The sequence below is a fragment of the Aeromonas sp. TS_SC_11 genome, assembly GCF_057318915.1.
Window position 1 is genome coordinate 3,038,524 of record NZ_CM170470.1, and the last position, 25,899, is coordinate 3,064,422.

The 25,899-nt window shown below is 60.5% G+C and carries 21 protein-coding genes; 18 read left to right on the forward strand and 3 right to left on the reverse strand.

Annotated elements, in window-relative coordinates; translation table 11 throughout:
* Window position 1 precedes the first annotated feature (1 nt).
* The 13 genes from fdx to AC1P02_RS14290 all read left to right on the forward strand — a co-directional run bounded on the left by fdx (window position 2) and on the right by AC1P02_RS14290 (window position 13,140).
* Window positions 2-340, forward strand: a complete 339-nt coding sequence (gene fdx, locus AC1P02_RS14230; RefSeq protein ID WP_005310414.1) for an ISC system 2Fe-2S type ferredoxin — start codon at window positions 2-4, stop codon at window positions 338-340.
* Window positions 341-499: 159 nt separating this feature from the next.
* Window positions 500-1,804: an aminopeptidase PepB gene (pepB, locus tag AC1P02_RS14235; RefSeq protein ID WP_485182503.1), complete on the forward strand. Its 1,305-nt coding sequence runs from the start codon at window positions 500-502 to the stop codon at window positions 1,802-1,804.
* Between the two features lie 37 nt (window positions 1,805-1,841).
* A complete protein-coding gene (pepB, locus tag AC1P02_RS14240) occupies window positions 1,842-3,125 on the forward strand; it encodes an aminopeptidase PepB (protein ID WP_096118516.1) in 1,284 nt (427 codons plus the stop codon).
* Window positions 3,126-3,408: 283 nt separating this feature from the next.
* Window positions 3,409-3,837, forward strand: a complete 429-nt coding sequence (ndk, locus tag AC1P02_RS14245; RefSeq protein ID WP_005310418.1) for a nucleoside-diphosphate kinase — start codon at window positions 3,409-3,411, stop codon at window positions 3,835-3,837.
* Between the two features lie 169 nt (window positions 3,838-4,006).
* Window positions 4,007-5,110 (forward strand): dual-specificity RNA methyltransferase RlmN, encoded by a 1,104-nt coding sequence (gene rlmN, locus AC1P02_RS14250; RefSeq protein ID WP_005310420.1) that lies wholly within the window; start codon window positions 4,007-4,009, stop codon window positions 5,108-5,110.
* A 12-nt stretch (window positions 5,111-5,122) separates the two neighbouring features.
* Window positions 5,123-5,914 carry a PilW family type IVa pilus biogenesis/stability lipoprotein TapF gene (gene tapF, locus AC1P02_RS14255; RefSeq protein ID WP_087755913.1) on the forward strand — a complete coding sequence of 264 codons (792 nt, stop codon included), beginning with the start codon at window positions 5,123-5,125 and terminating at the stop codon, window positions 5,912-5,914.
* On the forward strand, window positions 5,904-6,854 hold the full coding sequence (gene rodZ, locus AC1P02_RS14260) for a cytoskeleton protein RodZ (protein ID WP_219590167.1): 951 nt from the start codon (window positions 5,904-5,906) through the stop codon (window positions 6,852-6,854). Before tapF ends, rodZ begins: the two co-directional genes overlap by 11 nt.
* A gap of 10 nt (window positions 6,855-6,864) precedes the next feature.
* Window positions 6,865-7,980, forward strand: coding sequence for a flavodoxin-dependent (E)-4-hydroxy-3-methylbut-2-enyl-diphosphate synthase (gene ispG / locus AC1P02_RS14265; RefSeq protein WP_059112283.1), 1,116 nt, complete (start codon window positions 6,865-6,867; stop codon window positions 7,978-7,980).
* A 139-nt stretch (window positions 7,981-8,119) separates the two neighbouring features.
* Window positions 8,120-9,397 carry a histidine--tRNA ligase gene (hisS, locus tag AC1P02_RS14270; protein WP_087755911.1) on the forward strand — a complete coding sequence of 426 codons (1,278 nt, stop codon included), beginning with the start codon at window positions 8,120-8,122 and terminating at the stop codon, window positions 9,395-9,397.
* A 3-nt stretch (window positions 9,398-9,400) separates the two neighbouring features.
* On the forward strand, window positions 9,401-10,051 hold the full coding sequence (locus tag AC1P02_RS14275) for a YfgM family protein (RefSeq protein ID WP_005310432.1): 651 nt from the start codon (window positions 9,401-9,403) through the stop codon (window positions 10,049-10,051).
* Window positions 10,044-11,228 (forward strand): outer membrane protein assembly factor BamB, encoded by a 1,185-nt coding sequence (gene bamB, locus AC1P02_RS14280; protein ID WP_058394697.1) that lies wholly within the window; start codon window positions 10,044-10,046, stop codon window positions 11,226-11,228. The genes AC1P02_RS14275 and bamB overlap by 8 nt, the downstream gene beginning before the upstream one ends.
* 74 nt (window positions 11,229-11,302) lie before the next feature.
* A complete protein-coding gene (gene der, locus AC1P02_RS14285; protein ID WP_017411381.1) occupies window positions 11,303-12,802 on the forward strand; it encodes a ribosome biogenesis GTPase Der in 1,500 nt (499 codons plus the stop codon).
* Window positions 12,803-12,906: 104 nt separating this feature from the next.
* Entirely contained in the window at window positions 12,907-13,140 is a 234-nt protein-coding gene (locus AC1P02_RS14290) for a zinc ribbon domain-containing protein (RefSeq protein WP_485182504.1), read from the forward strand.
* A gap of 30 nt (window positions 13,141-13,170) precedes the next feature.
* Here the strand turns inward: AC1P02_RS14290 and AC1P02_RS14295 are convergent, their stop codons facing one another.
* Together AC1P02_RS14295 and mltF are read right to left on the reverse strand one after the other, a co-directional pair.
* Window positions 13,171-13,317 carry a hypothetical protein gene (locus AC1P02_RS14295; protein ID WP_011898860.1) on the reverse strand — a complete coding sequence of 49 codons (147 nt, stop codon included), beginning with the start codon at window positions 13,315-13,317 and terminating at the stop codon, window positions 13,171-13,173.
* A gap of 176 nt (window positions 13,318-13,493) precedes the next feature.
* On the reverse strand, window positions 13,494-14,984 hold the full coding sequence (gene mltF, locus AC1P02_RS14300; protein WP_234593903.1) for a membrane-bound lytic murein transglycosylase MltF: 1,491 nt from the start codon (window positions 14,982-14,984) through the stop codon (window positions 13,494-13,496).
* A 150-nt stretch (window positions 14,985-15,134) separates the two neighbouring features.
* Here mltF and purL point away from each other — a divergent pair, with 150 nt between their 5' ends.
* Window positions 15,135-19,052, forward strand: a complete 3,918-nt coding sequence (gene purL / locus AC1P02_RS14305; RefSeq protein ID WP_485182505.1) for a phosphoribosylformylglycinamidine synthase — start codon at window positions 15,135-15,137, stop codon at window positions 19,050-19,052.
* 260 nt (window positions 19,053-19,312) lie between these two features.
* Here the strand turns inward: purL and AC1P02_RS14310 are convergent, their stop codons facing one another.
* A complete protein-coding gene (locus tag AC1P02_RS14310; RefSeq protein WP_485182506.1) occupies window positions 19,313-19,915 on the reverse strand; it encodes a DUF924 family protein in 603 nt (200 codons plus the stop codon).
* A 211-nt stretch (window positions 19,916-20,126) separates the two neighbouring features.
* On the opposite strand from AC1P02_RS14310, the gene AC1P02_RS14315 reads away from it, so the two are divergent.
* From AC1P02_RS14315 to ycfP, 4 genes are all read left to right on the forward strand, one after another.
* Window positions 20,127-21,044 carry a DUF808 domain-containing protein gene (locus tag AC1P02_RS14315; RefSeq protein ID WP_485182507.1) on the forward strand — a complete coding sequence of 306 codons (918 nt, stop codon included), beginning with the start codon at window positions 20,127-20,129 and terminating at the stop codon, window positions 21,042-21,044.
* Between the two features lie 180 nt (window positions 21,045-21,224).
* Complete coding sequence (locus AC1P02_RS14320) at window positions 21,225-23,003, forward strand: M3 family oligoendopeptidase (RefSeq protein ID WP_485182508.1); 1,779 nt, start codon at window positions 21,225-21,227, stop codon at window positions 23,001-23,003.
* Window positions 23,004-23,157: 154 nt separating this feature from the next.
* Window positions 23,158-24,966: a M3 family oligoendopeptidase gene (locus AC1P02_RS14325; protein WP_485182509.1), complete on the forward strand. Its 1,809-nt coding sequence runs from the start codon at window positions 23,158-23,160 to the stop codon at window positions 24,964-24,966.
* Between the two features lie 384 nt (window positions 24,967-25,350).
* The gene (gene ycfP, locus AC1P02_RS14330; protein ID WP_005310449.1) at window positions 25,351-25,890 is read left to right on the forward strand and encodes an alpha/beta hydrolase YcfP; all 540 of its coding nucleotides are present in this window, start codon (window positions 25,351-25,353) and stop codon (window positions 25,888-25,890) included.
* The last annotated feature ends 9 nt before the right edge of the window (window positions 25,891-25,899 follow it).

Genomic DNA, 25,899 nt, shown 5'->3' on the forward strand with positions numbered 1-25,899 from the left:
TATGCCAAAACTGATTATTCTGCCCCATCCCGAGCTCTGTCCGGACGGTGCCGCGCTCGAAGGCAAGAGTGGCGAGACCATCCTGGATGTGGCGCTGCGCAATGGCATCGAGATCGAGCATGCTTGCGAGAAGTCCTGCGCCTGCACCACCTGTCATTGCGTGGTGCGAGAAGGGTTTGACTCCCTTGAGCCGAGCGATGAGCTGGAAGATGACATGCTGGACAAGGCATGGGGACTGGAGCCGGAATCCCGTCTCAGTTGCCAGGCCAGACTGGCAGACGAGGATCTGGTGGTGGAGCTGCCCAAGTACACCATCAACCTCGCTTCAGAACGCCATTGATGGCACCTTAATTACACATGAGTGAATTGAGCGTGCAGCATCTCATGGTGCAGTAATGATATGGTGAAGGCCGTGACCCTTGAGGGGAGCGGCCTTTTTTGTGCTCGTTATTTCCCTATTGATTAATGAAAAGTGCCAATAAAAAGGAAGCAAGAGAACATGGCTGACATGATGAACGTATGCTTGTCCCTCCAGGCCGCCGCCGCCCATTGGGGCGAAGGTGCCCAGCTCAGTTTCAACGGTGACGAGACCCGCATTCATCTGGGCGCTATCGCCCAGGAAGATGACGCCTTGCGCACCATACAGCGTGCGGCCCGCCGTCTCGAGTCCAGCGGCATCAAGCGGGTGAAGCTGGTCGGTGATGATTGGGATCTGGAACGCCGTTACGCCTTCGCCCAGGGCTTCTACGCCGCCAAGGGGACGCGTGAGCTGGACTTTGGCCCACAGAGCGAGTCGGATGCCCGCGAGCTGGATGCGCTGCTCAAGGCGACCCGCTGGGTACGCGAGGTGACCAACGGTTGTCCGGAAGCCATTTATCCCATGAGCCTGGTGGAATCAGCCTTGCTGCTGATCCGTGGTCTGGGTGGGGATCAGGTCACTGCCCGTATCACAGCCGGCGAGGCGTTGCGTGAGGCCGGCCATATCGGCATCTGGTCGGTAGGTCGTGGCAGCGAGCGAGAGCCCGTGCTGCTGGAGCTCGACTACAACCCGACCGGGGATCGTAATGCCCCCGTGGTGGCCGCCCTGGTGGGCAAGGGCATCACCTTCGATTCCGGTGGCTATTCCATGAAGTCCTCTGACAACATGCTGCCGATGAAGTCCGACATGGGCGGTGCAGCCATGGTGACAGGCGCTCTGGCGCTGGCCATCAGCCGTGGCCTGAACAAGCGGGTGAAGCTCATTCTCTGTTGCGCCGAGAATCTGGTCTCCGGCCACGCCTTCAAGCTCGGCGACATCCTTACCTACAAAAACGGCATCTCGGTCGAGATCCAGAATACCGATGCCGAAGGGCGTCTGGTGCTGGCCGACGGTCTGATGGCCGCATCCGATAGCGGTGCCGCTTATATTCTCGATGCCGCTACCCTGACCGGCGCCGCCAAGACGGCGCTAGGCCGTGACTACAACGCCGTGTTTGCCCTCGATGAAGTCGAGCAGCAACGGGCACTGGCAGCCGCTAAAACCGAACATGAGAAGGCCTGGGCCCTGCCACTCGAACCCTGGCACGTGGGTCAGCTCACCTCTGCCTTTGCAGAGTTGGGCAACGTGGCCTCTGCCGAAGGCACGGCCGGTGCCACCACGGCGGCCGCTTTCTTGTCCCGTTTCGTGCGTGACGAGGGCAAGGGCTGGGTACACCTGGATCTGGCGGCTTCTTATCAAAAATCAGGCAATGATCTCTGGGCAACCGGGGCCAAAGGCCACGGTCTGCGCACTATCGCACGCTGGCTGCAAGAGGTGAGTGCATGAAGGTCAGCTTACATTGCCGGTTGCAGGAGGTACTTGAATGAACGTCTGGTTAAGCCGTGAGTTTGCTCCCGCAGAGTGGGGGGAGGGGGCGCTGCTCTCTCACCGTGCCGATGGCATGGTGATCCATCTGGTGACCGCTACGCCGCTGATTGATATTCAGCAGGCGGCGCGTCGCCTGTGCAGCCAGGGGATCCAGAAAGTGGCCCTGGCCGGTCATTGGGAGCGCGAGCAGCAGTGGGCCTTCGCCCAGGGGCTGCAGACCCCCAAGGCCGAAGTCGAGCTGCAGTGGGCCACCTCGTCCGAAGAGGACAGGGAGGAGCTGGAGGCGCGCTGGCTGTGCGGGCGCTGGGTCCGCGAGATGACCAATGCCACCCCGGAGCAACTGGGGCCGCTGGAGCTGGCGGTGGAGGCGGCGGCCTTCATCACCGAGCTGGCACCGGACAGGATCAGTCATCGCATCCTGAAAGGAGAGGCGTTGCAACAGGCTGGCTGGGTCGGTCTCTATCAGGTTGGCCGTGGCAGCGATCGCGAGCCCGTGCTGCTGGAGCTGGACTACAACCCGACCGGGGATCGCAACGCCCCGGTGGCTGCGGCCCTGGTGGGCAAGGGTATCACCTTCGACTCCGGTGGTTACTCCATGAAAACCTCCCAAGGTATGCTCACCATGAAACATGACATGGGGGGGGCGGCCATAGTGACCGGTGCTCTGGCGCTGGCCATACTGCGCGGCCTCGACAAGCGGGTGAAGCTCATACTCTGTTGCGCCGAGAACCTGGTCTCCGGCCACGCCTACAAGCTGGGTGACATCCTCACCTACAAGAACGGCACCACGGTCGAGATCGTCAATACCGATGCCGAGGGGCGCCTGGTGCTGGCCGATGGCCTGCAACTGGCAAGTGACAGCGGGGCGCCGCTCATCATAGATGCAGCCACTCTGACGGGCGCCGCCGTCATGGCGCTGGGGGGGCGTTACAACGCCCTGTTTGGACTGGACAAGGGACTGGTGAGTCGTGCCATGGCTTACGCCGATGCCGAGCAGGAGCCCGCCTGGCCGCTGCCGCTGGAGCCCTGGCACCGCCAGCAGTGCCCGTCTCACTATGCCGACACGGCCAACAGCCGCCCAGTACCGGGCGGTGGCCCGGGCGGCGCTTCCAACGCGGCGGGCTTCCTCTCCCGCTTCGTTGGCAATGAAGGACGGGGTTGGTTGCACGTCGATCTGGCCGCCTGTTTCAGCGAGAACGGTGACAGCCTGTGGGCGCCGGGCGCCAACACCCTGGGGATGCGCACCATAGCGCATACCCTGCTGGCGGAAGCGCGCTGAGCAGGATGACAATCGTCAAGGAAGGGCACCTGAGGGTGCCCTTTTCAGCAGTGCTGCATTAGTGAGCAATAGGCAGGGTTTTGGGGGCTTAACACGGCTATCGTGCACAAGCGCACATTTTTTCCTGCCGCACTGGGCCAAGATGAGTGGTGATGTTGTTTTAAGGACGTGTTTGTTTAATAAAAAGTTGCTTTTTTGTGTGTTATTTCGGTTTTTGTTTACGTATAATCGCCGCCGAACATGGATTCTAACAATAAAACTCTGTAGTTAAGGAAAGATCTCAATGGCCATCGAACGTACCTTTTCTATCGTCAAGCCGGATGCAGTCAGCAAAAACTTGATCGGTGCCATCTATAACCGCTTCGAGAGCGCGGGTCTGAAAGTCATCGCCGCCAAGATGCTGCACATGAGCAGCGAGCAAGCCGCTGGTTTCTATGCCGAACACCAGGGCAAGCCTTTCTATGACGGATTGGTCAGCTTCATGACGTCTGGTCCTGTCATGGTACAGGTGCTGGAAGGGGAAGACGCCATCCGCCGTCATCGTGAAATCATGGGGGCGACCAACCCGAAAGAGGCCCTGGCCGGCACCCTGCGTGCCTGCTACGCCGAGAGCATCGACCGCAACGCCGTGCACGGTTCCGACGCGCCGGCCTCTGCCGCCCGTGAAATTGCCTACTTCTTCTCCGACGACGAGATCTGCCCGCGCGGCTGATTCTGGCGTTTGAAGATGATCAAGGGAGCCTCGGCTCCCTTTTGTTTTTTGGCCTTTTGGTCAATATCCCCTTATTCTCCGGGTAGAAAGCCAGACCCATTATTTGTACAATGCCGCCCCCTGACATCGTCAGCCAATAATTTATGTAGTTTGTGGACTGAGGCCTTTGATGAGCGAAATAAAAACCAACCTGCTGGATCTTGATCGGGATGCCATGCGTGCCTTCTTCGTCGAACTGGGCGAGAAGCCATTCCGGGCAGATCAGATCATGAAGTGGATTTATCACTTCGGTTGTGATGATTTCGATCAGATGAACAACGTCAACAAGGTACTGCGCGAGCGCCTGAAGGCGATCGCCGAGATCCGTGCGCCGGAAGTGAGCCGTGAACAGCGCTCCTCTGACGGTACCATCAAGTGGGCGCTGCAGGTGGGCGGTCAGGAAGTGGAAACCGTCTACATCCCGGAAGAGGACAGGGCGACCCTGTGCGTCTCCTCCCAGGTGGGTTGCGCGCTGGCGTGCAAATTCTGCTCCACCGCTCAACAGGGTTTTAACCGCAACCTGAAAGTGTCCGAGATCATCGGCCAGGTGTGGCGCGCCGCCAAAATCGTCGGTGGCAAGCGCCCCATCACCAACGTTGTAATGATGGGCATGGGTGAGCCGCTGCTCAACCTCGCCAATGTGATACCGGCCATGCGCCTGATGATGGATGACTTCGGTTACGGCATCTCCAAGCGTCGTGTCACCATCTCCACCTCGGGTGTGGTGCCTGCGCTGGACATTCTCGGCGATCAAATTGATGTGGCCCTGGCCATCTCCCTGCATGCGCCGAACGACAAGCTGCGCTCCGAGATCATGCCGATCAACGACAAGTACAACATCGAGGACTTCCTCGCCGGTGTGCGCCGTTATCTGGCCAAGTCCAATGCCAACGGCGGTCGCGTGACCGTGGAGTATGTGCTGCTCGATCACATCAATGATGACATGCAGCATGCCCACGAGCTGGCCAAGGTGCTCAAAGACACCCCGAGCAAGATCAACCTGATCCCGTTCAACCCCTTCCCGGGCAATCCCTATGGCAAGCCGAGCAACAGCCGCATCGACCGTTTCTCCAAGGTGTTGATGGAATATGGCTTCACCGTCATCGTCCGCAAGACCCGTGGTGACGACATCGATGCCGCCTGTGGTCAGCTGGTGGGGGAGGTCATCGATCGCACCAAGCGCACCATGAAAAATCGGATGCAACAGGATGGGATTTCCGTCAAAATGGTTTAACTTGCTAAGCCATTGTATAGTCAGGGAATGGATACACGTACATTGATCGTAGTGGCAGCGCTCAGCGCGCTGCCCGGCTGTGTTACCGAGACCACTTACGCTGGCCAGAACTCTACCCAGCGTGAAGTGGGTCCCGACCTCAAGGCGGCTGCTCAGACCCGTCTGGATTTAGGTATTCAATATCTGCGGCAGGGCAATGCCGAACAGGCCAAGTTCAACCTTGATCGCGCCCTTCAATACGACCCCGACAACCCCAAGGTCCAGATCGGCTTCGCCTACTTCTACCAGCAGGTAGAGGACTACAAGGCGGCCGAAGAGAGCTACAAGAAAGCCCTCGCCATGGATCCGTCCAATGCTGACGCAATGAACAACTATGGTGCCTTCCTGTGCAACCGTGGCCGCTTCGACGAGGCGGAGAAGGCATTCCTGCAGGCCGTGAGTCAACCCGACTATATCCGGATTGCCGATACCTATGAAAATGCGGCACTTTGCGCCGCTCAAAATCGCAGAAATGATAAAGCAAGCGAGTACTATCGCTTGGCCTTGGGGTATAATCCCCGCAATCCAAGGTTATTGCTGGACATGGCTGAGCTTTCCATGAAAGATGGCAAGCTGCCTGATGTGCAGGCCTATCTCGTCCGTTTTGCCGATGTGTCAGACGAGAATGAAAGCAGTCTCTGGTTGAGATTGCGGCTGGCTCAGGCCATGGACAAACCGGCACTCCTTCACCAATTCGGGACTGAGCTGGTAAGGCAATATCCCACTTCGCAACAAGCCAAGCGTTACTTAGCCAATGACTACTGAACAGCCACACGATATTCAAGACGACTCTCAGGCAGCAGGCCCAGGCCAGCTGCTGCGCAACGCCCGTGAACAGCTTGGCTGGACACGAGAACAGGTTGCGTCCCGCATTCACCTTCGTCTGACCCTGATTGCTGCGATCGAATCAGATACGTATGACAAACAGACTTCCCATACTTTCATTCGGGGTTATCTGCGCACCTACGCCAAGCTGGTCGGCATCCCGGATGAAACCATTCTGGCTGCCTACGACAAGCTGGGGCTGACGCCACCTGACAACATCGACATGCAGAGTTTCTCCCGCCGTTCCCGCCAGCAAGCCAACGACAGTCGGCTCAAGGTGGTGACCTGGCTGGTGATCTTGGTGCTGATCGCGCTTTCCGTCGCCTGGTGGTGGCAGAGTACGGCGCGTCGCTCCGCCGGTGACGAGGCTCTGGCGGCAACAGAAATGAGCAGTACGACCGACATGGGTGTGACCGGCAATATGCCGGGCGCCACCCTGGCCCCTGCGATGGAGATGGCTGATCCTGCCATCATGCCGGCGGTCTCTGATGCGGCGGCAACTGCCGTTGAGCAGACCGTGAGCAGTGCTGCTGCAACCGCTGCGCCAGCGACCCCAAGCAGTGCAGCTGCAACGGATGTGTCCGCTGAGGTGGCAACATCGGCTGGGGAAGGCGAGACAGCGAGTGATGCAGCCACTGCCTCCCAACTCAAGATGAACTTCACCGCAGACTGCTGGCTTGACGTCAAGGATGCCAATGGCAAGACGCTGTTCAGCGGTCTGAAAAAAGCAAATGATCAACTGGTATTGGAAGGATCCGAGCCGCTCAAGCTCATCATTGGCGCGCCCATGGCGGTCAATATCGAGTATCAGGGCAAGTCCATCGACATGAGCCGTTACAACAACGGCCGGACTGCTCGCCTCTCACTGCCGCAGGAGTAATCTGTCCGCCATGTCCGCTCACGAATCTCCCATTATTCGTCGTAAATCCAGGCAGATCATGGTCGGTAACGTGCCGGTTGGGGGCGATGCCCCCATCACTGTGCAGACCATGACCAACACCAAAACCACGGATGTGGCCGCCACCGTCGAGCAGATCCGGCGGATCGAGCGGGTCGGCGCCGACATAGTCCGGGTCTCGGTGCCCACCATGGAAGCGGCCGAAGCCTTCAGGCTCATCAAGCAGCAGACCCGTATTCCCATCGTCGCCGATATTCACTTCGACTACCGCATCGCCCTGAAAGTGGCCGAGTACGGCGCCGACTGCCTGCGCATCAACCCGGGCAACATCGGCAACGAAGAGCGGGTGCGTGCCGTGGTCGATTGCGCGCGCCACTACAACATCCCGATCCGCATCGGCGTCAATGGCGGCTCTCTGGAGAAAGACATTCAGGAGAAGTACGGCGAGCCGACCCCGGAGGCCTTGCTCGAGTCAGCCATGCGCCATGTGGACTACCTGGATCGCCTCAACTTCGACAACTTCAAGGTAAGCGTCAAGGCGTCTGACGTCTTCCTGGCCATCGGTGCCTATCGCCTGCTGGCCAAGCAGATCGAGCAGCCGCTGCACCTTGGCATAACGGAAGCGGGCGGTTTTCGCGCTGGCGCGGTGAAATCCGCAGTTGGGCTCGGCATGCTGCTGGCGGATGGCATCGGCGATACCATCCGCATCTCCCTGGCGGCTGACCCGGTGGAAGAGATCAAGGTGGGTTTTGATATCCTCAAATCCCTGCGCATCCGTTCCCGCGGCATCAACTTCATCGCCTGTCCCTCCTGCTCCCGTCAGGAGTTCGATGTGATCGCCACCGTCAATGCCCTGGAAGAGCGGCTGGAAGACATCATCACACCGATGGATGTTTCCATCATCGGCTGTGTGGTGAATGGTCCGGGTGAGGCGCTGGTCTCTGATCTCGGGCTGGCGGGAGCGGCCAACAAGAGCGCCTTCTACGAGGGGGGCCAGCGGGTCGACCGGCTCGACAACAAGGATCTCATCCCGATCCTGGAGCGCCGTATTCGCGCCCGGGCGGCCATGCTGGATCCAGCCAACCAGATCCAGGTGGATAAAGGTTGAGCCAATGTGGGGCCACCTAGGGTGGCGCCGTCTTTAGGTTGCTGATTTTAAATCCCGCTTTGGAACACCCTGATTTTACCTCGGGGTCGAAAATCCCTATAATGCGGCCAAATTTCACGTCTTTTTCTCGAGTATCAACGTGGCAAAACAGATCCAAGCTATTCGCGGTATGAACGATTGCCTGCCGGAGCAGAGCCCGGTATGGCAGAAAGTAGAACAGATACTGCGCCAGGTGGTTGCCAGCTATGGCTACAGCGAAGTACGCATGCCGATCGTCGAGCAGACTCATCTGTTCAAGCGTGCCATCGGTGAAGTGACCGATGTGGTCGAAAAAGAGATGTATACCTTCGAGGACCGCAACGGCGACAGCCTGAGCCTGCGTCCGGAAGGGACTGCCAGCTGCGTCCGTGCCGGTATCGAGCACGGTCTGCTCTACAACCAGGAACGCCGGATGTGGTACATGGGTCCCATGTTCCGCCACGAGCGTCCCCAGAAGGGCCGTTACCGCCAGTTCCATCAGTTCGGGGTCGAGCTGTTTGGCATCAAGGGGCCGGATATTGACGCCGAGCTCATCATGCTGACCCACCGTCTGTGGCGTCTGTTCGGCATCAGCGATCATGTTACCCTGCAGCTCAACACGCTTGGTCAGAGCAGTGAGCGCGCCGCTTACCGCGATGCGCTGGTAGCCTATCTGGAGCAGTACAAGGATCAGCTGGACGAAGAGAGCCAGCGCCGCATGTACAGCAACCCGCTGCGGGTGCTCGACTCCAAGGATGAGAAGGTACAGGCCATTCTGGTGAAGGCTCCGCGCCTGTTCGACCATCTGGGGGAAGAGAGTCTGGCCCATTTCGAGGGGCTCAAACGCCTGCTCGAGTCTGCCGGCATCAAATATGAAGTGAACGAGCGTCTGGTTCGGGGTCTTGACTACTACAACCTGACCGTGTTCGAGTGGGTCACCACCAGCCTGGGTGCCCAGGGGACTGTCTGTGCCGGTGGCCGTTACGACGGTCTGGTGGAGCAGCTCGGTGGTCAGGCGACTCCGGGCGTGGGCTTTGCCATGGGCATGGAACGTCTGGTGCTGATGCTCGAAACGCTGGAACTCAATGCCGATATCCGTCCTGCGGTGGATGTGTATCTGGCCATGGTGGGTGAGGGTACCGAGCAGGCAGGCTTCCAGCTGGCAGAGCGTCTGCGCGATGCCCTGCCGGATTTGCGCCTGATGAGCCACTGCGGTGGCGGCAATTTCAAGAAACAACTCAAGCGTGCCGACAAGAGCGGCGCGGCCATTGCCCTGATCCTTGGCGAGACTGAGGTGCAAAACGGGGAGATCACCATCAAATATCTGCGTGGCCAGGCTGAGCAACAGACCGTCACGGTCGACGCCGCCATTGCCCTGCTGGCAGCCAAAGGAGACTAAGCAGTGGAAGTTTATACCACCGAAGAACAACAGGTTGAGGTCATCAAGAGCTGGTGGAAAGAGAACGGAACCTCGGTGCTCGCAGGAACTGTTATCGGTCTGGTCGGACTCTTTGGCTGGCGCTATTACAACGACTATCAGCTCACCAATCAGGAAGCTGCCTCCCAGGCTTACAACGAGATCTCGGCCCAGCTGGCCAAGGGTGATGCTGCCACCTTCGAACAGGTGCAAGCCTTCATCACTGATCACAAGGGTGAGGCTTATGCCGAGCTGGCTGCCCTGCAACTAGCTGCGGCTGCCGTCAAGGCGAACAAGCTGGATCTGGCTGCCGAACAGCTGACTCAGGTCGCGAGCAATGGCGATGAGAGCATTCGTCCCATCGCTGCTTTGCGTCTGGCCCGTGTGCTGAACGATCAGGGCAAGGCTGACGAGGCTCTGACCCAGCTTGGCAAGATCAACAACGATGCCTTCAAAGCCCAGGTGGCGGAAGTGCGTGGCGACATACTCTACAAGCAGGGCAAGGCCGAAGAGGCCCGCGATGCTTATCAGGCAGCGGCTGATGCCGGTGGTCTGCAGGGCAGCGCCGAGCTCAAGCTGAAGATGGACGATCTGGCGCTGCCAGCCGTGACCACGGGTGGTGCTCCGGATGCGTAATTTGTTCAAAATGGTGGCCTTGGGGGCGGCAGTCTCCTTCGCCCTGCAGGGGTGTTCCCTGTTCAGCTCGGAAGAAGATCTCAACCCCATGGCGCCTTTGCCCGTGGTTGAATCTGCCTTCACCGCTGACACCGCCTGGTCCTCGTCTGTCGGCGATGGCATCGGCGACTTCTACTCCCAGCTCAAGCCGGTGGTGGAAGAGGATCGCATCTATGCCGCAGCGCGCGATGGCGACGTAACGGCCTTTGATCGTGCGAGCGGAAAAGAGTTGTGGAGCGTGGATCTGGCCGATTTGCCGGTCAACGCCGAGAAGCGCAGTGCCCGTCTCTCCGGCGGCCTGGTTGCCCGTTATGGCAAGCTGTTCCTCGGATCCGAGAACGGGGTGGTTTACGCCCTGAACGAAGAGAACGGGGAAGTGCTGTGGCAGACCACTGTGCCGGGTGAAGTGGTGGCCAGCCCCGCCGTCGAAGACGGTCGTGTGGTGGTGCTGACGACATCCGGTCGTCTGGTGGCCCTCGATACCGATGAAGGCAAGTTGCAGTGGACCCTGGCTGAAGAGCAGCCGCCGCTGACCCTGCGCAGCGCAGGTGCTCCCGTCATTACCAACGGCGCCGTGCTCTATGGCCGCGCTGATGGCAAGGTGGGCATAGCCCTGCTGAGCAACGGTCAGCCGGTGCGTCAGTCCAAGGTGGCGGATCCGCGCGGTGCGACCGAGCTGGATCGCATGGTGGATGTGGATGCAACGCCGCTGATCGCGGGCGATGAGCTCTATGCCATCGCCTATAATGGCCAGCTGATGGCACGCAAGCTGATGACCGGTGACGAGGTGTGGAAGCGCAAGTATTCCGGCTACCGCGACATGGCAGTGACCGGCAATGCCATAGTGCTGACCGACAGCCGCAGCCATCTGTTTGCGGTAGACAGACGCAACGGGCTTGAATTGTGGTCCAACACCCAGCTGGAAAATCGCACCGTCACGGCCCCTGTCATCCTGGGTGACTATGTGGTGGTCGGCGATGTGGAAGGTTACCTGTATTGGCTGGATCGTACCGACGGTACCATCAAGGCCATGCAGCAGCTCGACAGCAGTGGTCTCTACGCCGCCCCCCTGGTGGACGGTGACACCCTGTATGTGCAGAGCCGTGGCGGCAAGTTGTACGCTATCCCGCGTCCCTGATCGTCCGTCAATGTGAATATCCGGCTCCTGGTCTTCGGACCCGGAGCCTTTGTCGTCTTGAGAATGAGGCTTTTATGACTCCTGTAGTAGCCCTGGTGGGCCGCCCCAACGTGGGGAAATCCACCCTGTTTAACCGCTTGACCCGTACCCGGGATGCCCTGGTGGCCGACTTCCCCGGTTTGACCCGGGACCGTAAATACGGTCAGGCGAAGTTGGGCGAGCTGGAATTTATCGTGGTTGATACCGGCGGTATTGATGGCACAGAAGAGGGGATCGAGCTGAAGATGGCCGAGCAATCCCTGCTGGCCATCGAAGAAGCCGATGTGGTGCTGTTTATGGTGGATGCGCGCGCAGGATTGACGGCAGCCGATCAGGCTATCGCAGCGCATCTGCGCAAGACCCACAAGAAGGTGTTTCTGGTGGCCAACAAGACCGACGGCATCGACGGTGACTCCGCAGTATCCGAGTTCTACAGCCTGGCGCTGGGCGATGTCTACCAGATCGCGGCCGCTCACGGTCGTGGCGTACTGAGCCTGCTGGAACTGGCCCTGGCTCCCCACCTGGAAACCCTGGTCGACGCCGCTGCCGAAGAAGATGCGCAGGATGAAGAAGAGGAGGACTTCGACGAAGAAGCCCTGCTGCGCATGGTAGCCGCCGGTGATCTCGATACCAGGGAAGATACCAAGGAGACCCCGTTCGCCGACTTGCCCATCAAGTTCGCCATCGTCGGTCGCCCCAACGTCGGCAAATCGACCCTGACCAACCGCATGCTGGGTGAAGACCGCGTCATCGTCTATGACATGCCGGGCACCACCCGCGACTCCGTCTATGTTCCGATGGAGCGTGACGAGCAGAAGTACGTCATCATCGACACCGCCGGTGTGCGTCGTCGTGGCAAGGTGCACGAGACGGTGGAGAAGTTCTCCGTCATCAAGACCCTCAAAGCCATTGAAGATGCCAACGTCTGCCTGCTGGTGATCGATGCCCAGGAGACCATCACGGATCAGGACTTGAGCATCCTTGGCTTCGTGCTCCACTCAGGCCGCTCAGTGGTACTGGTGGTGAACAAGTGGGACGGCCTGGATCAGAAGGTGAAAGAGGACGTCAAGAACGAGCTGGACAGACGCCTGGGCTTCATCGATTTCGCTCGTGTCCACTTCATTTCCGCCCTGCACGGCAGCGGTGTCGGCCACCTGTTCGAATCCATCCAGGAGGCGTACCAGTCCGCCACCCGCCGTACCAGCACCGCCATGCTGACCCGCATCATGCAGATGGCGCAGGAAGATCACCAGCCACCTATGGTGAACGGTCGCCGCGTCAAGCTCAAATATGCCCACGCCGGTGGTTACAATCCGCCCCGTATTGTGATCCACGGCAACCAGTTGAATGACCTGCCGGATTCGTACAAGCGGTATCTGATCAACTACTTCCGCAAGTCGCTCAAGATCATGGGCTCCCCGATCCGGGTCGAGTTCCAGGAGTCTGCCAACCCGTTCGAGGGTCGGAAGAACACCATGACCCTGAGCCAGGAGCGTCAACGCAAGCGCCTGCTCAAGGCCAAAACCAAGAAATAAGGCCCAGCGGCTGCCCTCACCGGCAGCCGTTTTTTCTTGGGAAGAGGCGAGGGGGATCTGCTGTGGGTCGGCCCACAGCAGATCCACTTTGAGAGGAGTCGAGTATGAATTCCCTGATTTGCCCGGCCTGCAACACAGCGCTGGGCAGCCGTAGTAGCGAGGTGAGTTGTAGCCAGTGTCAGGTCCGTTATCGAGTCCGGGCTTTGTGTCCTGGCTGCCAGCAGGAGCTGGAGCGGCTCAAGGCGTGCGGCGCTGTGGATTACTTCTGCAATCACTGCAACTGCTTGGTATCGAAGCGGTCGGTGATCTTTGAGGCGACCCCGGCCGCGCAACCATAAGAGAATAAAAAAACCCGGCAAATGCCGGGTTTATGCTGTGTGTTCTGCTATCAGCAAGGTGTAGGAGCGGTTTCTGCGCCAAATCTTGCGTTTGATGTCATTGAGCTTGAGTTTGCGTCTGGGGCTCCAGGCGCTCTTGGCTTTTCTGACCAGAGTGGTTCTTCTGCGAGCTCGCATCTTGGTCTCCTCCCATTGGGTGGCCATTTGGTACTACGAATGGAGCCTATCCGAAAATGCTGTCTACCAGTAGTTAACTTGATGAAATAAAGCGATAAAAACAATTTCGGACAGGCTCCGGTCTGTCTGGATGGTAACAGAGAACTCACCCGGAAAACAAATCTGTCAACAAGGGCTCAGCGCAGTGTGATCTGCTTGACCACTTCGGCGATGACGGTGGGGCGCTCTGTGCTTTGTGGCTCGCTGCTGTCGTCCTCATCCAGCTCTTCACGTCTGTGTGCTTTTTGCTGTTCGTTGTCGAGCCAGAGCAGGCTCTGGTAGTACTGGCGCACGTTGTTGACGTAGTTGCGCGCCTCACCACCACGGGCGTAGCCGTAGCGGACCTTGCGGTGCCAGCGTGCCTGCTGCAGCAGAGGCAGCACCTCTTTCACATCGCTCCAGGCATCGGGATTCTTGCCCAGCTCCTTGGTCAGACGACGGGCATCCATCATGTGGCCATAGCCGATGTTGTAGGCGGTGAGGGCAAACCACACCTTCTCATCGGCGGGCACGGAGGCAGGCACCTTCTCCATCATATGTTGCAGATAGCGGGCGCCACCCTCGATGCTCTCCGCCGGATGAGTTCTGTCCTTGACCCCCATCGCCTTGGCGGTGGGCTCGGTCAGCATCATCATGCCACGCACCCCTGTGTAGGAGCGGGCCTGCGGGTCCCAGTGGGACTCCTGATAGCTGATGGCCGCCAGCAGGCGCCAGTCCACCATGCGGGCATGAGTCTTGAACAGATCCTGATACTTGGGCAGCAGGCTCTTGGCCCGCTGCAAAAAGGTGCGGGTGTCGACGAAGTCGAAGTTCTGTACATGGCCGAAGTACTTCTCGTCCAGCTTGGCGATGGCGCCATCCATGAAGCGCTGGCCGAAGAAGTCGATGATGCTGGCGTAGAGGCTGTCGTCGGGCAGCTTGGTCATGGCCCAGGCCACCGTCTGGTTCTTGGAGAGCGTCAGCCCCTCGGTGAGCTCGGGGTAGTAGCGCTGGGTGCGGGCCAGCACTGTGTCCTGCACCACCGTATAGTCAATCTTGCCGTCGGCTACCTGCTTGAGCAGCTCTTCCATGTCGGCGTCCCGGTTGGTGCTCCATTTCAGCCCGGGGTACTCCTTGGCCAGCTCCCTGAGCAGATCCTCACCGGTGGAGCCTGCCGGTACCACTATGGAGCCTTTCAGATCACCAATGTCCTTTGGCTTGGGCGAGCCATAGCGATACACCAGCTTGGGGGAGACCTGATAAAAACCGGGGCCGAAGCGAAACAGGGCACGTCGCTCCGGGGTAACGACGATGGCGGCGGCGGCAAGATCCAGCTTGCCTTTCTCAAGCAGCTCGACCAGTTCGGCGATGGAGTAGACGGGGACTATGGTGAGCTTGACCCCCAACCAGTCGGCATAGCTCTTCGCCAGCTCGTAATCGAACCCCTGGGCGAGGTCGTCACGCTGGTAATAAGAGGTGGAGCCATAGATGGTGCCAACCCGGATCTCGCCCCGTTGGCGGATCTGTTCCAGCTGGCTGGAGGGGGTGTAGAAGTCGCAGCCGACCAGGGTCAGCAGCAACATCAGCCCGATAAACAGTCGAAAAATGCAGCGCAAGTAGGTGAGTACCCTTGTTGAAAAAATCGGCATTTGTCAGAAAAGAGGGACCTTTATACCAGAGAGTGTGCACCGAGTCACACTCGGTAAATCAAGAAAAACGTTTGTCCGGCGTGAGCCAGATCCCTATAATACGCGCGTCTCAAATCCCCCCACACTTTAAAACTTGGTGAGAAAGGTCATATGGAAATCTTGCGAGGTGCGCCTGCACTGTCTGAGTTTCGTATCCAAAAACTGTTGCAACGCTTTGCACAGATGGCAAAGGCGAGTGGAGTAGAGAGCGGAGTAGAGATAGAGAGCGTTTACGCGGAATACGTGCATTTTGCCGAGTTGTCGGCCCCCCTGTCGCCGCCCGAGCGAGCGACCTTGGGCCAGCTCCTGCGCTATGGCCCGACCATTCCTGAACACACCCCCAGCGGTCAGCTGTTTCTCGTTACCCCCCGTCCCGGCACTATCTCCCCCTGGTCTTCCAAAGCAAGCGACATCGCCCATAACTGCGGCCTGACCCAGGTCAAGCGGCTGGAGCGCGGCATTGCCTATTACGTGCAGACCAAGGGTGAATTGAGCGCAGCCCAGCGCAATGAGGTCGCCGCCCTGCTGCACGATCGCATGATGGAAGTGGTGTTCGGCGACATGGAAGAGGCGAGCGCCCTGTTTGCCCACCAGGCGCCGCGTCCCTTCACCCAGGTGGATGTACTGGGTGGTGGTCGCCAGGCGCTGGCCGAGGCCAACGTGGCGCTGGGTCTGGCCTTGGCCGATGACGAAATTGACTACCTGGTGGAGAACTTCACCCGGCTGGGCCGCAACCCCAACGACATCGAGCTCTATATGTTTGCCCAGGCGAACTCGGAGCACTGTCGTCACAAGATTTTCAACGCCGACTGGACCATAGACGGCGAGCAGCAGCCCAAGTCGCTGTTCAAGATGATCAAGAACACCTTCGAGCAGACGCCGGATCATGTCCTGTCTGCCTATAAAGACAACGCCGCCGTGATGGAAGGAAGCCAGGGTGGCCGCTTCTTCCCGAGCCCTGCCAGTGGTGAGTACCAGTATCATCAGGAGCAGGTCGACATACTGATGAAGGTGGAAACCCACAACCACCCGACCGCCATCTCCCCCTTCCCGGGAGCGGCCACCGGCTCCGGCGGCGAGATCCGCGACGAGGGTGCAACCGGCCGTGGTGCCAAGCCCAAGGCGGGTCTGGTGGGCTTTACCGTCTCCAACCTGCGTATTCCCGGCTTCGAACAGCCCTGGGAGCAGGATTTCGGCAAGCCGAGCCGCATCGTCAGTGCCTTTGACATCATGCAGGAGGGGCCGCTCGGAGGCGCCGCCTTCAACAATGAATTCGGTCGCCCGGCCATTCTCGGTTACTTCCGTACCTTCGAAGAGGAGGTGCCGAGCCACAACGGCGTCGAGGTGCGTGGCTACCACAAGCCCATCATGCTGGCAGGCGGCATCGGCAACATCCGCACCGATCATGTCCAGAAAGGGGAGATCCCGGTCGGGGCGGCCCTGATAGTGCTGGGCGGTCCGGCCATGAACATCGGTCTGGGTGGCGGCGCAGCCTCCTCCATGGCCTCCGGTCAGTCAGCCGAAGATCTCGACTTTGCCTCGGTGCAGCGCGACAACCCCGAGATGGAACGTCGTTGTCAGGAAGTGATCGACCGCTGCTGGCAGATGGGCGATGCCAACCCCATCGTCTTCATCCACGACGTGGGGGCGGGTGGCCTCTCCAACGCCATGCCGGAGCTGGTCAATGACGGTGAGCGCGGTGGCCGTTTCGATTTGCGCGCCATCCAGAGCGACGAGCCGGGCATGAGCCCGCTGGAGATCTGGTGCAACGAATCCCAGGAGCGTTACGTGCTGGCGGTGGCGCAGGACAAGCTGCCACTGTTCAAGGCACTGTGCGAGCGTGAGCGCGCGCCTTATGCCGTGATCGGTACCGCCACCGAAGAGAAGCATCTCACCCTCTCTGACAGCCACTTTGACAACCAGCCCATCGATTTGCCGCTGGACGTGCTGCTGGGCAAGGCGCCCAAGATGCACCGCGATGTCACTACCCTGCCAGCTCAGGGCAAGCCGCTACAACTGGACGGCATCACGCTGAACGATGCAGCCGAACGGGTACTGCGTCTGCCCACAGTGGCGGAGAAGTCCTTCCTGATCACCATCGGCGATCGCAGCGTGACCGGTCTGGTCAACCGCGATCAGATGGTCGGTCCCTGGCAGATCCCGGTGGCCGATTGCGCCGTTACTGCGGCGACCTACGACAGCTACCACGGCGAAGCCATGTCCATGGGCGAGCGCACCCCGGTGGCGCTGCTCTCCCACGCCGCATCCGCCCGCATGGCGGTAGCGGAAGCCCTGACCAACCTGGCGCCGACTCACATTGGATCGCTCAAGCGGGTCAAGCTCTCGGCCAACTGGATGGCCGCTGCCGGTCATCCGGGGGAAGATGCCGGTCTCTATGAGGCGGTGAAAGCGGTGGGTGAAGAGCTCTGCCCGGCCCTTGGTATCACTATTCCGGTGGGCAAGGACTCCATGTCCATGAAGACCCGCTGGCAGCAGGATGGCAAGGAGCAAAGCGTCACCTCGCCGCTCTCCCTGCTCATCACCGCCTTTGCCCGGGTTGAAGATGTTCGCAACACAGTCACGCCGCAGCTGCGTACCGATCTCGGTGAAACTGACCTCATCCTCATTGACCTTGGCAACGGCAAGCAGCGCCTCGGCGCCTCGGCCCTGGCTCAGGTCTACCGTCAGCTGGGTGACAAGGCGCCGGATCTCGACAATCCGGTGCAACTGAAAGGCTTCTTCAACGCCATTCAGGCACTGGTGGCCGATCGCAAACTGATCGCCTACCACGACCGCTCCGACGGCGGCCTGTTCGTTACCCTGACTGAGATGGCCTTCGCCGGTCACTGCGGGCTCGATATCCAGTTGGACCGCGTCGGTGGCGAGCTGTTGCCTGCGCTGTTCAACGAGGAGCTGGGCGCCGTCATTCAGGTGCGTCGCGACGACAAGGAAGCCGTGATGACACTGCTGGCTGGTCACGGCCTGGCTGCCTGCTCCCATGTGCTGGGCACAGTGCGCGAGGGGGACCTCATAACCCTGCAGCGCGCGGGTACAGAAGTGTATCGTGCCAGCCGCACCGCCCTGCGCACCCTCTGGGGCGAGACCAGCTGGCAGATGCAGCGTCTGCGGGACAACCCCGAGTGCGCGGATCAGGAACATGCCGCTCGTCAGGATGCCACCGACCCGGGTCTGCATGCCAAGCTGACCTACAACCCGTCCGAGGATGTGGCCGCACCCTATATCGCCAAGGGGGTCTCCCCCCGTCTGGCGGTGCTGCGCGAGCAGGGGGTCAACTCCCATGTGGAGATGGCGGCTGCGTTTGATCGTGCCGGCTTTGCCGCTGTCGACGTCCATATGAGCGACATTCTCTCCGGCCGGATCAAGCTGGAAGAGTTCCAGACCCTGGTGGCCTGTGGCGGTTTCTCCTACGGCGACGTACTGGGGGCGGGCGAGGGCTGGGCCAAGTCCATCCTGTTCAACGACAACGCCCGTGAGCAGTTCCAGCGCTTCTTCGAGCGTGGCGATACCCTCTCCTTGGGCGTGTGCAACGGCTGCCAGATGATGTCCAACCTGCGCACCCTGATCCCGGGGGCCGATCTGTGGCCGCGCTTTGTGCGCAACCGCTCCGAGCGCTTCGAGGCGCGCTTCAGCCTGGTGGAGGTGCAGGACTCTCCGTCCGCCTTCTTCGCTGGCATGGCGGGCTCAGTGATGCCCATTGCCGTCTCCCACGGGGAAGGGCGAGTGGAGGTGCGCGACGCCGCTCACCTGAGCGCGCTGCAGCAGAGCGGTCTGGTAGGACTACGCTTTGTCGACAACCGCGGCAGCGTGACCGAGCAATACCCGGCCAACCCGAACGGTTCGCCGGATGGCATTACCGCCGTGACCACCACGGATGGCCGGGCCACCATCATGATGCCGCACCCGGAGCGGGTGTTCCGCACCGTGGCCAACTCCTGGCACCCGGACAACTGGGGCGAGGATGGCGCCTGGATGCGGATGTTCCGCAACGCCCGTGTACGACTGGGTTAAACCCCGTCACCCACGCTGCAGCGCATCAAAAACCGGCCACTTGGCCGGTTTTTTTATTGGCAGAGGCGTGGCGCAGGCATGTTCAGTGTGGGCATCCCTGCTATCTGTGGAGGAGACGAGCGTTGGTTCGATGCAGATAAAAAATCCGGAACCAACCGGGCTGGTTTCGGATTTTTTGCATCGGGCGCAGGGAGCAATGGATCTTGGCGCATGGCATCCCGGCTTGGTGAGCCATTTCTCTATGACGTGGTTTTCATGGACTAAAAACCCGAGCCGGGTTGCTGCAAAAAATCGGCCTCTTGTGGCGTATCTGCGCGACCCAGTATGGCATTGCGATGGGGGAAGCGGCCGAAGCGTTCGATGATCACCTGATGGCGGCGGGCAAAGTCGGCAAACCCTTCGAAGGTCGCTTGGGCCGGGGTTGCTGACTGTTCGGCCGCCAGCGCTTCGAACAGGGTCACGCTCCTGGCTTGCTGCTCGCGAGACTCGGCGTGCTCCAGCGGCAGGTAGAAAAAGACCCGTGCCAGCGGGGAGAGCGCCCTGTCTGCTCCAATAGACAATCCTTTCAGGCAGAGGTCGCGAGCATGGGGATCCCGGGCAAAGGCGCCGGGTGTGCCGCGATGTACATTGCGCGGCAGCTGGTCCAGCAGCAGGATCAGTGCCAACCGACCGACGGGTACCTCGGCCCAGTGGGCCAGGCTGCCAGCGGCCGCTGCCTCGGCCAGTTCGCCAAAGAGGCTGGCTATCAGCGCATCGGTTTCGCGGCTTTTTCCCCACCAGAGTGAGGCTTGCCGCGCGGCACGGGTGGCATCGTCGGCATCATCGCCAAACCAGAAATCGAGCAGAGGCTGCCAGGGTTGCATGGGAACTCCTTGGATCAGAGGGTCTGGGAGGAAAACAAGGCCAATTGACCCTGATGTGGTAGCTGCCGAAATGGCGGCTTCTCGTTACACTGTGCCATCTTTTACCCGAAATGAGGAACCCCCTCTGGTCGGCATTCGCCTGTGGCGCCTGCCCGGCGAGATGGCCTGCGTGCCCGAGGGGAGTTTTCCACTGATATGAGGAATGCCTGATATGGCCGGAACCAGTTTGTTGGCCCTGCTCGATGATATTGCCAGCGTGCTCGATGACGTGGCGCTGATGACCAAGGTTGCTGCCAAGAAGACGGCCGGCGTGCTGGGGGACGATCTTGCCCTCAATGCCGAGCAGGTTTCCGGCGTGCGGGCAGAGCGGGAGCTGCCTGTGGTGTGGGCGGTGGCCAAGGGATCGTTTCGCAACAAGCTGATCCTGGTGCCTGCCGCCATCGCCATCAGTGCCCTGGTGCCCTGGCTCATTACCCCCTTGCTGATGCTGGGGGGCGCCTATCTCTGCTTTGAGGGGGCGGAGAAGCTGGCCCACAAGTTGTTGCCACACGATGCAGCAGAAGGTGAGCCTAGCAGCCAGGTTGTTCCCGACGATCTGGTGGCCTTTGAACAGCAGAAGGTGAAGGGGGCCATTCGCACCGACTTTATCCTCTCCGCCGAGATCATCGTGATCGCGCTCGGCACTGTGCAAGGCAGCAGCCTGGGTTTGCAGATCTCCGTGGTGGCAGGCATAGCGCTTTTGATGACGGTGGGGGTCTATGGCCTAGTGGGACTTATCGTAAAACTCGACGACATAGGTCTGCACCTGCTGCAAAAGCCCGATGGCAGCGCCTTGCGCCGCGCAATCGGGCAGGGGCTGCTGGTGACGGCGCCCCGTTTGATGCATCTGCTGGCGCTGGTAGGGACCATCGCCATGTTCATGGTGGGGGGCGGCATACTGGTGCACGGTTGGCCCTTCGCCCATCACCTGATAGAAGGGACGGCCGGGGCACTTGCCACCTTGCCAACAGTGGGTACAGTGCTGGCCGCCATCACGCCAACCCTGCTCAACGCCGTGGCCGGTGTGGTGGCAGGCCTGCTGCTGGTGCTGGCGATGACACTGGTGAGCAAACTCAAACCCATCAGATAACGGCGGTTTGTCCACTCTCGGTGCCCGGCCGACAGAGGCCGTCGCACAGATGATTGTTCGTCCTGTTTGTTGACTCGGATGGGGGCTAGGCAAGTGCCGGCCCCCTTCGTACTATCCGAACTGGCACCCGCCCATAGAGGCAGGGTCACATGACATGGATGCAAACAAACAAGGACCATTATGAACCCACCCGAATGGCTGGATGATCACATCTATGCCGCCTCCGACTGCCCGGCGGTCGACGCCGATTTTCATCAGGCCCGCCATACGCTGACGACCTTGAGTCAATTGCTGAACGAGCTTCCTCAAACCACTGACGTCAATGGCTTGCGCCACTTGCTGCGGGCCATCAGATCCTGCTGGACCGACGTGAACCGGTTGGTGTGGAACAGCCAGACTTATGCCTACAACCGGCTCAGTCGCAATGGTTGCGACGAAGCGGCCAAGGTGCTGCTCTCCCGTGGTCAGCAGTTGCAGGCGACCCTGGCCCAGCTCAGCAAGCCGGTAACCCTGTTCTGGGCAAGCGCCCCCGAGGGGCTGGTTCGAGCCTTGCTGCAGGATGCCGAGCTGTTCGAGCTTGCCTACCTCATCCGTCATGATCGCCGCCTGCAGGATCAACGGCTGTCGCTCGAGAGCGAGCAGCTGATCGAGGGGCTCTCGGTGGATGGACTGCAAGGCTGGGGGGATCTCTACGACAGTCTGGTGGGCCGACTCAGGCCCGTGGTGGACGGAGAGCCCATGGGACTGGCCCAGGCGGACAACTTGCTGGCTCACCCGGATCGGGCGCGCCGTGCCAGCGCCTGGCACGGCATCCAGGCCGCCTGGCAGGCAGAGCAGGAGACGGTAGCCGCCATCCTCAACGCCATCAACGGCTGGCGCAACGAACTCGCCGCCCAGCGTGGCAAGACGCGTCGGCTCGATGCGCTGGATGTTTCCTGCCATCAGAGCCATATCGAGCGCGCCACTCTGGATACCCTTATGGCCGAGGCTGACGCCCACAAAGCGCTGGGACGGCGAGCCCTGCGCGCCATGGCCAGCGCCCAGCAGATCACCGATTTTGCCCCCTGGGATCTCTATGCCCCTGCGCCCGCCGCGACCCCTGCCTCGCTCAGCTTCGAACAGGCACTGACCCTGGTGGCAGATTCCTTCGCCGGGTTTGACCCTGAAATGGGGGCCTTTGCCCGCATGATGGCCGAGAAGGGCTGGATTGATGCAGCCCCCAGCGCAAACCGGCGCAGCGGTGCCTACAGTACCGAATATGCCCATCCTCCCGAGCCTCGGGTGTTTCTCACTTTCGAGGGCACCATGGACAACCTCATCACCCTGGCCCACGAGCTCGGCCATGCCTGGCACAGCTGGCTGTTGCGGGACTTGCCGCTGGAGCAGCGCGACTACCCCAAGACGCTGGCCGAGACCGCCTCCCTGTTTGCCGAGGCCCTGGTGCGTGATGCCCTGTTGGCCGCCACCGACAACATGGAGCAGCGCAGGGCCATCGCCTGGCTGGACGGGGAGCGCGCCGCCAGCCTGCTGCTCGACGTTCCGGCCCGCTTCACCTTCGAGCGGACCCTGGTGGCGGCGCGGGAGCAAGGCTATGTGGGGGCAAGCCAGCTGCGGCAGATGATGAAATCCGCGCAGCAGCAGTGCTATGGTGACACCCTCAGCCAGTACGACGAGCTGTTCTGGGCCAGCAAGGGCCACTTCTCCATCACCGAGCTCGGGTTTTACAACTACCCCTACCTGTTCGGCTACCTGTTCAGCCTGGGGCTCTATGCCCAGAAGGAGCGGGCCGGGGGCGATTTTGCCCACGCCTATCGCGCGCTGCTCACCGACACGGGCCGCATGAGCGCCGAGGATCTGGTGGAGAAACACCTGGGGGTCGACATTCGCGAACCCGCCTTCTGGCAGGAGAGCCTGCGCTATGTGGAGGAGGCGGTCGAGCGCCTCGAACGACTGGTGTGACGGGCTGACCCGTCTATCGCATTGGCTGATCAGACCGGCCGTTCGGGGGTGCCCCGGCGGCCCCTGTTTCTTTCGTGGCGGGCCCGCAGCGGCCCGGCCATGCGCATTTCACCCAGGGCAGCCTCTGCCCCTTGATATTGATGACGAGCATTTGATGCAACAAAGAGTCTACCCACAGCGGTGGCACAACCAGCATATCTATCCCGCCCTCGACTGCCCCGAGCTGGAAGCGGACATGAGCCTGGCCCGTGCCAACCTCACCGGGCTTGCCGGTTTTATCGACGGTCTTGAGCAGGTATTGGGCAATACCGACGCCTTGCCCGATTTTTTGCGCGAAGTGCGCCTGCGGGCCCAGCGGATCCGCAATATCGGCTGGAACGTCGCCGTGCTGGCGGCATCAAAGGGCAGTCAGGATGCCTGCGATCCGCTCGCCAAGCAGCTGGCCTCCCGCGCGCGGGCCCTCAACGCCGATCTGTTCAAGACCCTTGCTCCGGTGGAAGATCTGATGCTGGGACTGCCCGAACCCGAGTTTGAGCGGCTGATGCAGGATCCCTTGCTCGGAGAAGAGGCGTACCGACTGCTCCATGAGCGCCGCTTGCGGGATCAGCGTCTGCCGGTGGAGGCGGAGCAGCTGGTGATCGGCCTTGGTACCGACGGCCTGCATGGCTGGGGCAACCTCTACAACGATCTGGTGGGCAAGATCCGTCTCGTTATCGACGGTCGCGAGATGGGGCTGGCCGAGGCAAGCAATCTGCTCTCCAGCCCAATACGGGCACTGCGCCGCGAGGCCTTTGATGCCATCAGTGCCGGCTGGGAAGGGGAGCAGGAGACGGTGGCCGCCATCCTCAATGCCCTCAACGGCTGGCGGCTGGAGCTGGCGCGCCAGCGTGGCAAGGTGCGAGCCCTCGATGCGCTGGATCTCTCCTGCCACCAGAGCCATATAGAGCGGGCCACTCTGGATACCCTTATGGCCGAGACGTATAACGCCCGGGGTCTGGGCCAGCGGGCGCTGGGGCTGATGGCCCGGCAGCTTGGCATCACAGATCCGGGGCCGGAGGACTTGTTTGCACCGCCGCCGGCGGCCAGCAGCCGCGAGATCCCGTTTGAAGAGGCGATCGAGATCATAGCCGCTGCCTTTGCCCGCTTCGATCCCGAGATGGGGGAGTTTGCCCGCATGATGGCCGAGAAGGGCTGGATTGATGCGGCGCCCACCCCGAACCGGCGCACTGGTGCCTACTGCACCAAGTTTGCCGATCCAGTGGAGCCAAGGGTCTTCATCACCTATGCCGGCACCATGGACAACGTCATCACGCTCGCTCACGAGCTGGGGCACGCCTGGCACAACTGGCTCATTCGCGATCTGCCCATGAGCCAGCGCAGCTACCCCATGACGCTGGCGGAGACCGCCTCCATCTTTGCCGAAACCCTGGTGCGCAGCGCCCTGTTCGAACAGGCGCAGACGCCAGAGCAGCAGCAGGCCATCGCCTGGGCCGAGGCCGACGGCGCCGCCACCTTCCTGGTCAACATTCCGGCCCGCTTTGACTTCGAGCAGGCCCTGGTGGCTGCCCGTGGACAGGGCTATGTGTCGGCACAGCGGCTAAAGACGATGACGGATGAAGCCTGGGGTCGCTGGTATGAGGGGAGTCTGGTGCGCTATCACCCTCTGTTCTGGGCGGCCAAGGCGCATTTTTCCATCGCCGGGCTCGGTTTTTACAACTACCCCTACCTGTTTGGCTATCTGTTCAGCCTGGGGGTCTATCAGCAGTTGATGAGCCGTCAGTCCGCAGGGGAAACGAATGTGGCCGAGGCTTATCGCGCCCTGCTGCGCGATACCGGCCGTATGAGCGCCGAAGATCTGGTGGCAAAACACCTGGGTCAGGATATCCGCGAGGCTGCCTTCTGGCAGGGCAGCATGGCGCTGGTGGCGGCGGCGGTGGATCGCTTCGAGCAGACCTGCTGCTAGGGGTCTTTGCCGCGTAAAAAGCCGCCGGGCAGTGTGTCTGCCCGGCGGCTTTTTTATGGTTTCCCACAGATGATGCTGTGCAGGGGGGGGGCTGATCATGGCTGATAAAGAGGGCTGCCTTGTGGTACTGAACAACCGTGGTGGGCAATCGTTTGCTATCCCATGGCACAGCCACTTGCCTCGCTAGCCAGGTGATCCCTTCGCCACAGCGGGTGCCCACTTTCATTGCCGAACGGAGCAGGTGAGGTATCTGATTGACTTAATCTGGTTTCATCCGCAACTGGAGGCGTGATCCAAAGCAAGAAAGTGGGATGTTTTGGTGGCGCAAGGCCCCGCCGCTGGGGTAGTTTCGATAGAACCGACACAGTTTTTGAGGTCTTGTCCATGATCATCTATCTGCATGGCTTTGATGCCACCAGCCTCGGCAATCATGAAAAAGTGCTGCAGTTGCAGTTTATCGATGATGATGTGCGTTTCGTGCACTACAGCACGGTTCATCCCCGTCATGACATGAGCCACCTGCTCAAGGAAGTGAAAAAGCAGCTCGACATGAGCACAGACCCCAAGCCTCTCATCTGCGGGGTGGGGCTGGGAGGTTACTGGAGCGAGCGGATCGGCTTCCTGTGCGGCATCAAACAGGTGATCTTCAACCCCAATCTGCACCCCGAGATCACCATGCAGGGCAAGATAGACAGACCGGAAGAGTACGAGGATATAGGCACTAAATGTGTGTCTGAATTTCGTAGTAAAAATTCAGGAAATTGCCTCTGCATCCTTTCCGTTCAGGATGAAATCCGCGATAATGGCGACATTGAGCGTGAATTGAAGAATTATTACAACATCGTGTGGGATGAGCGAGAGACTCACAAGTTCAAAAATATCTCTCATCACCTGCAACAGATGAAGGCTTTCAAAGAAGCCTGATCGATTGTC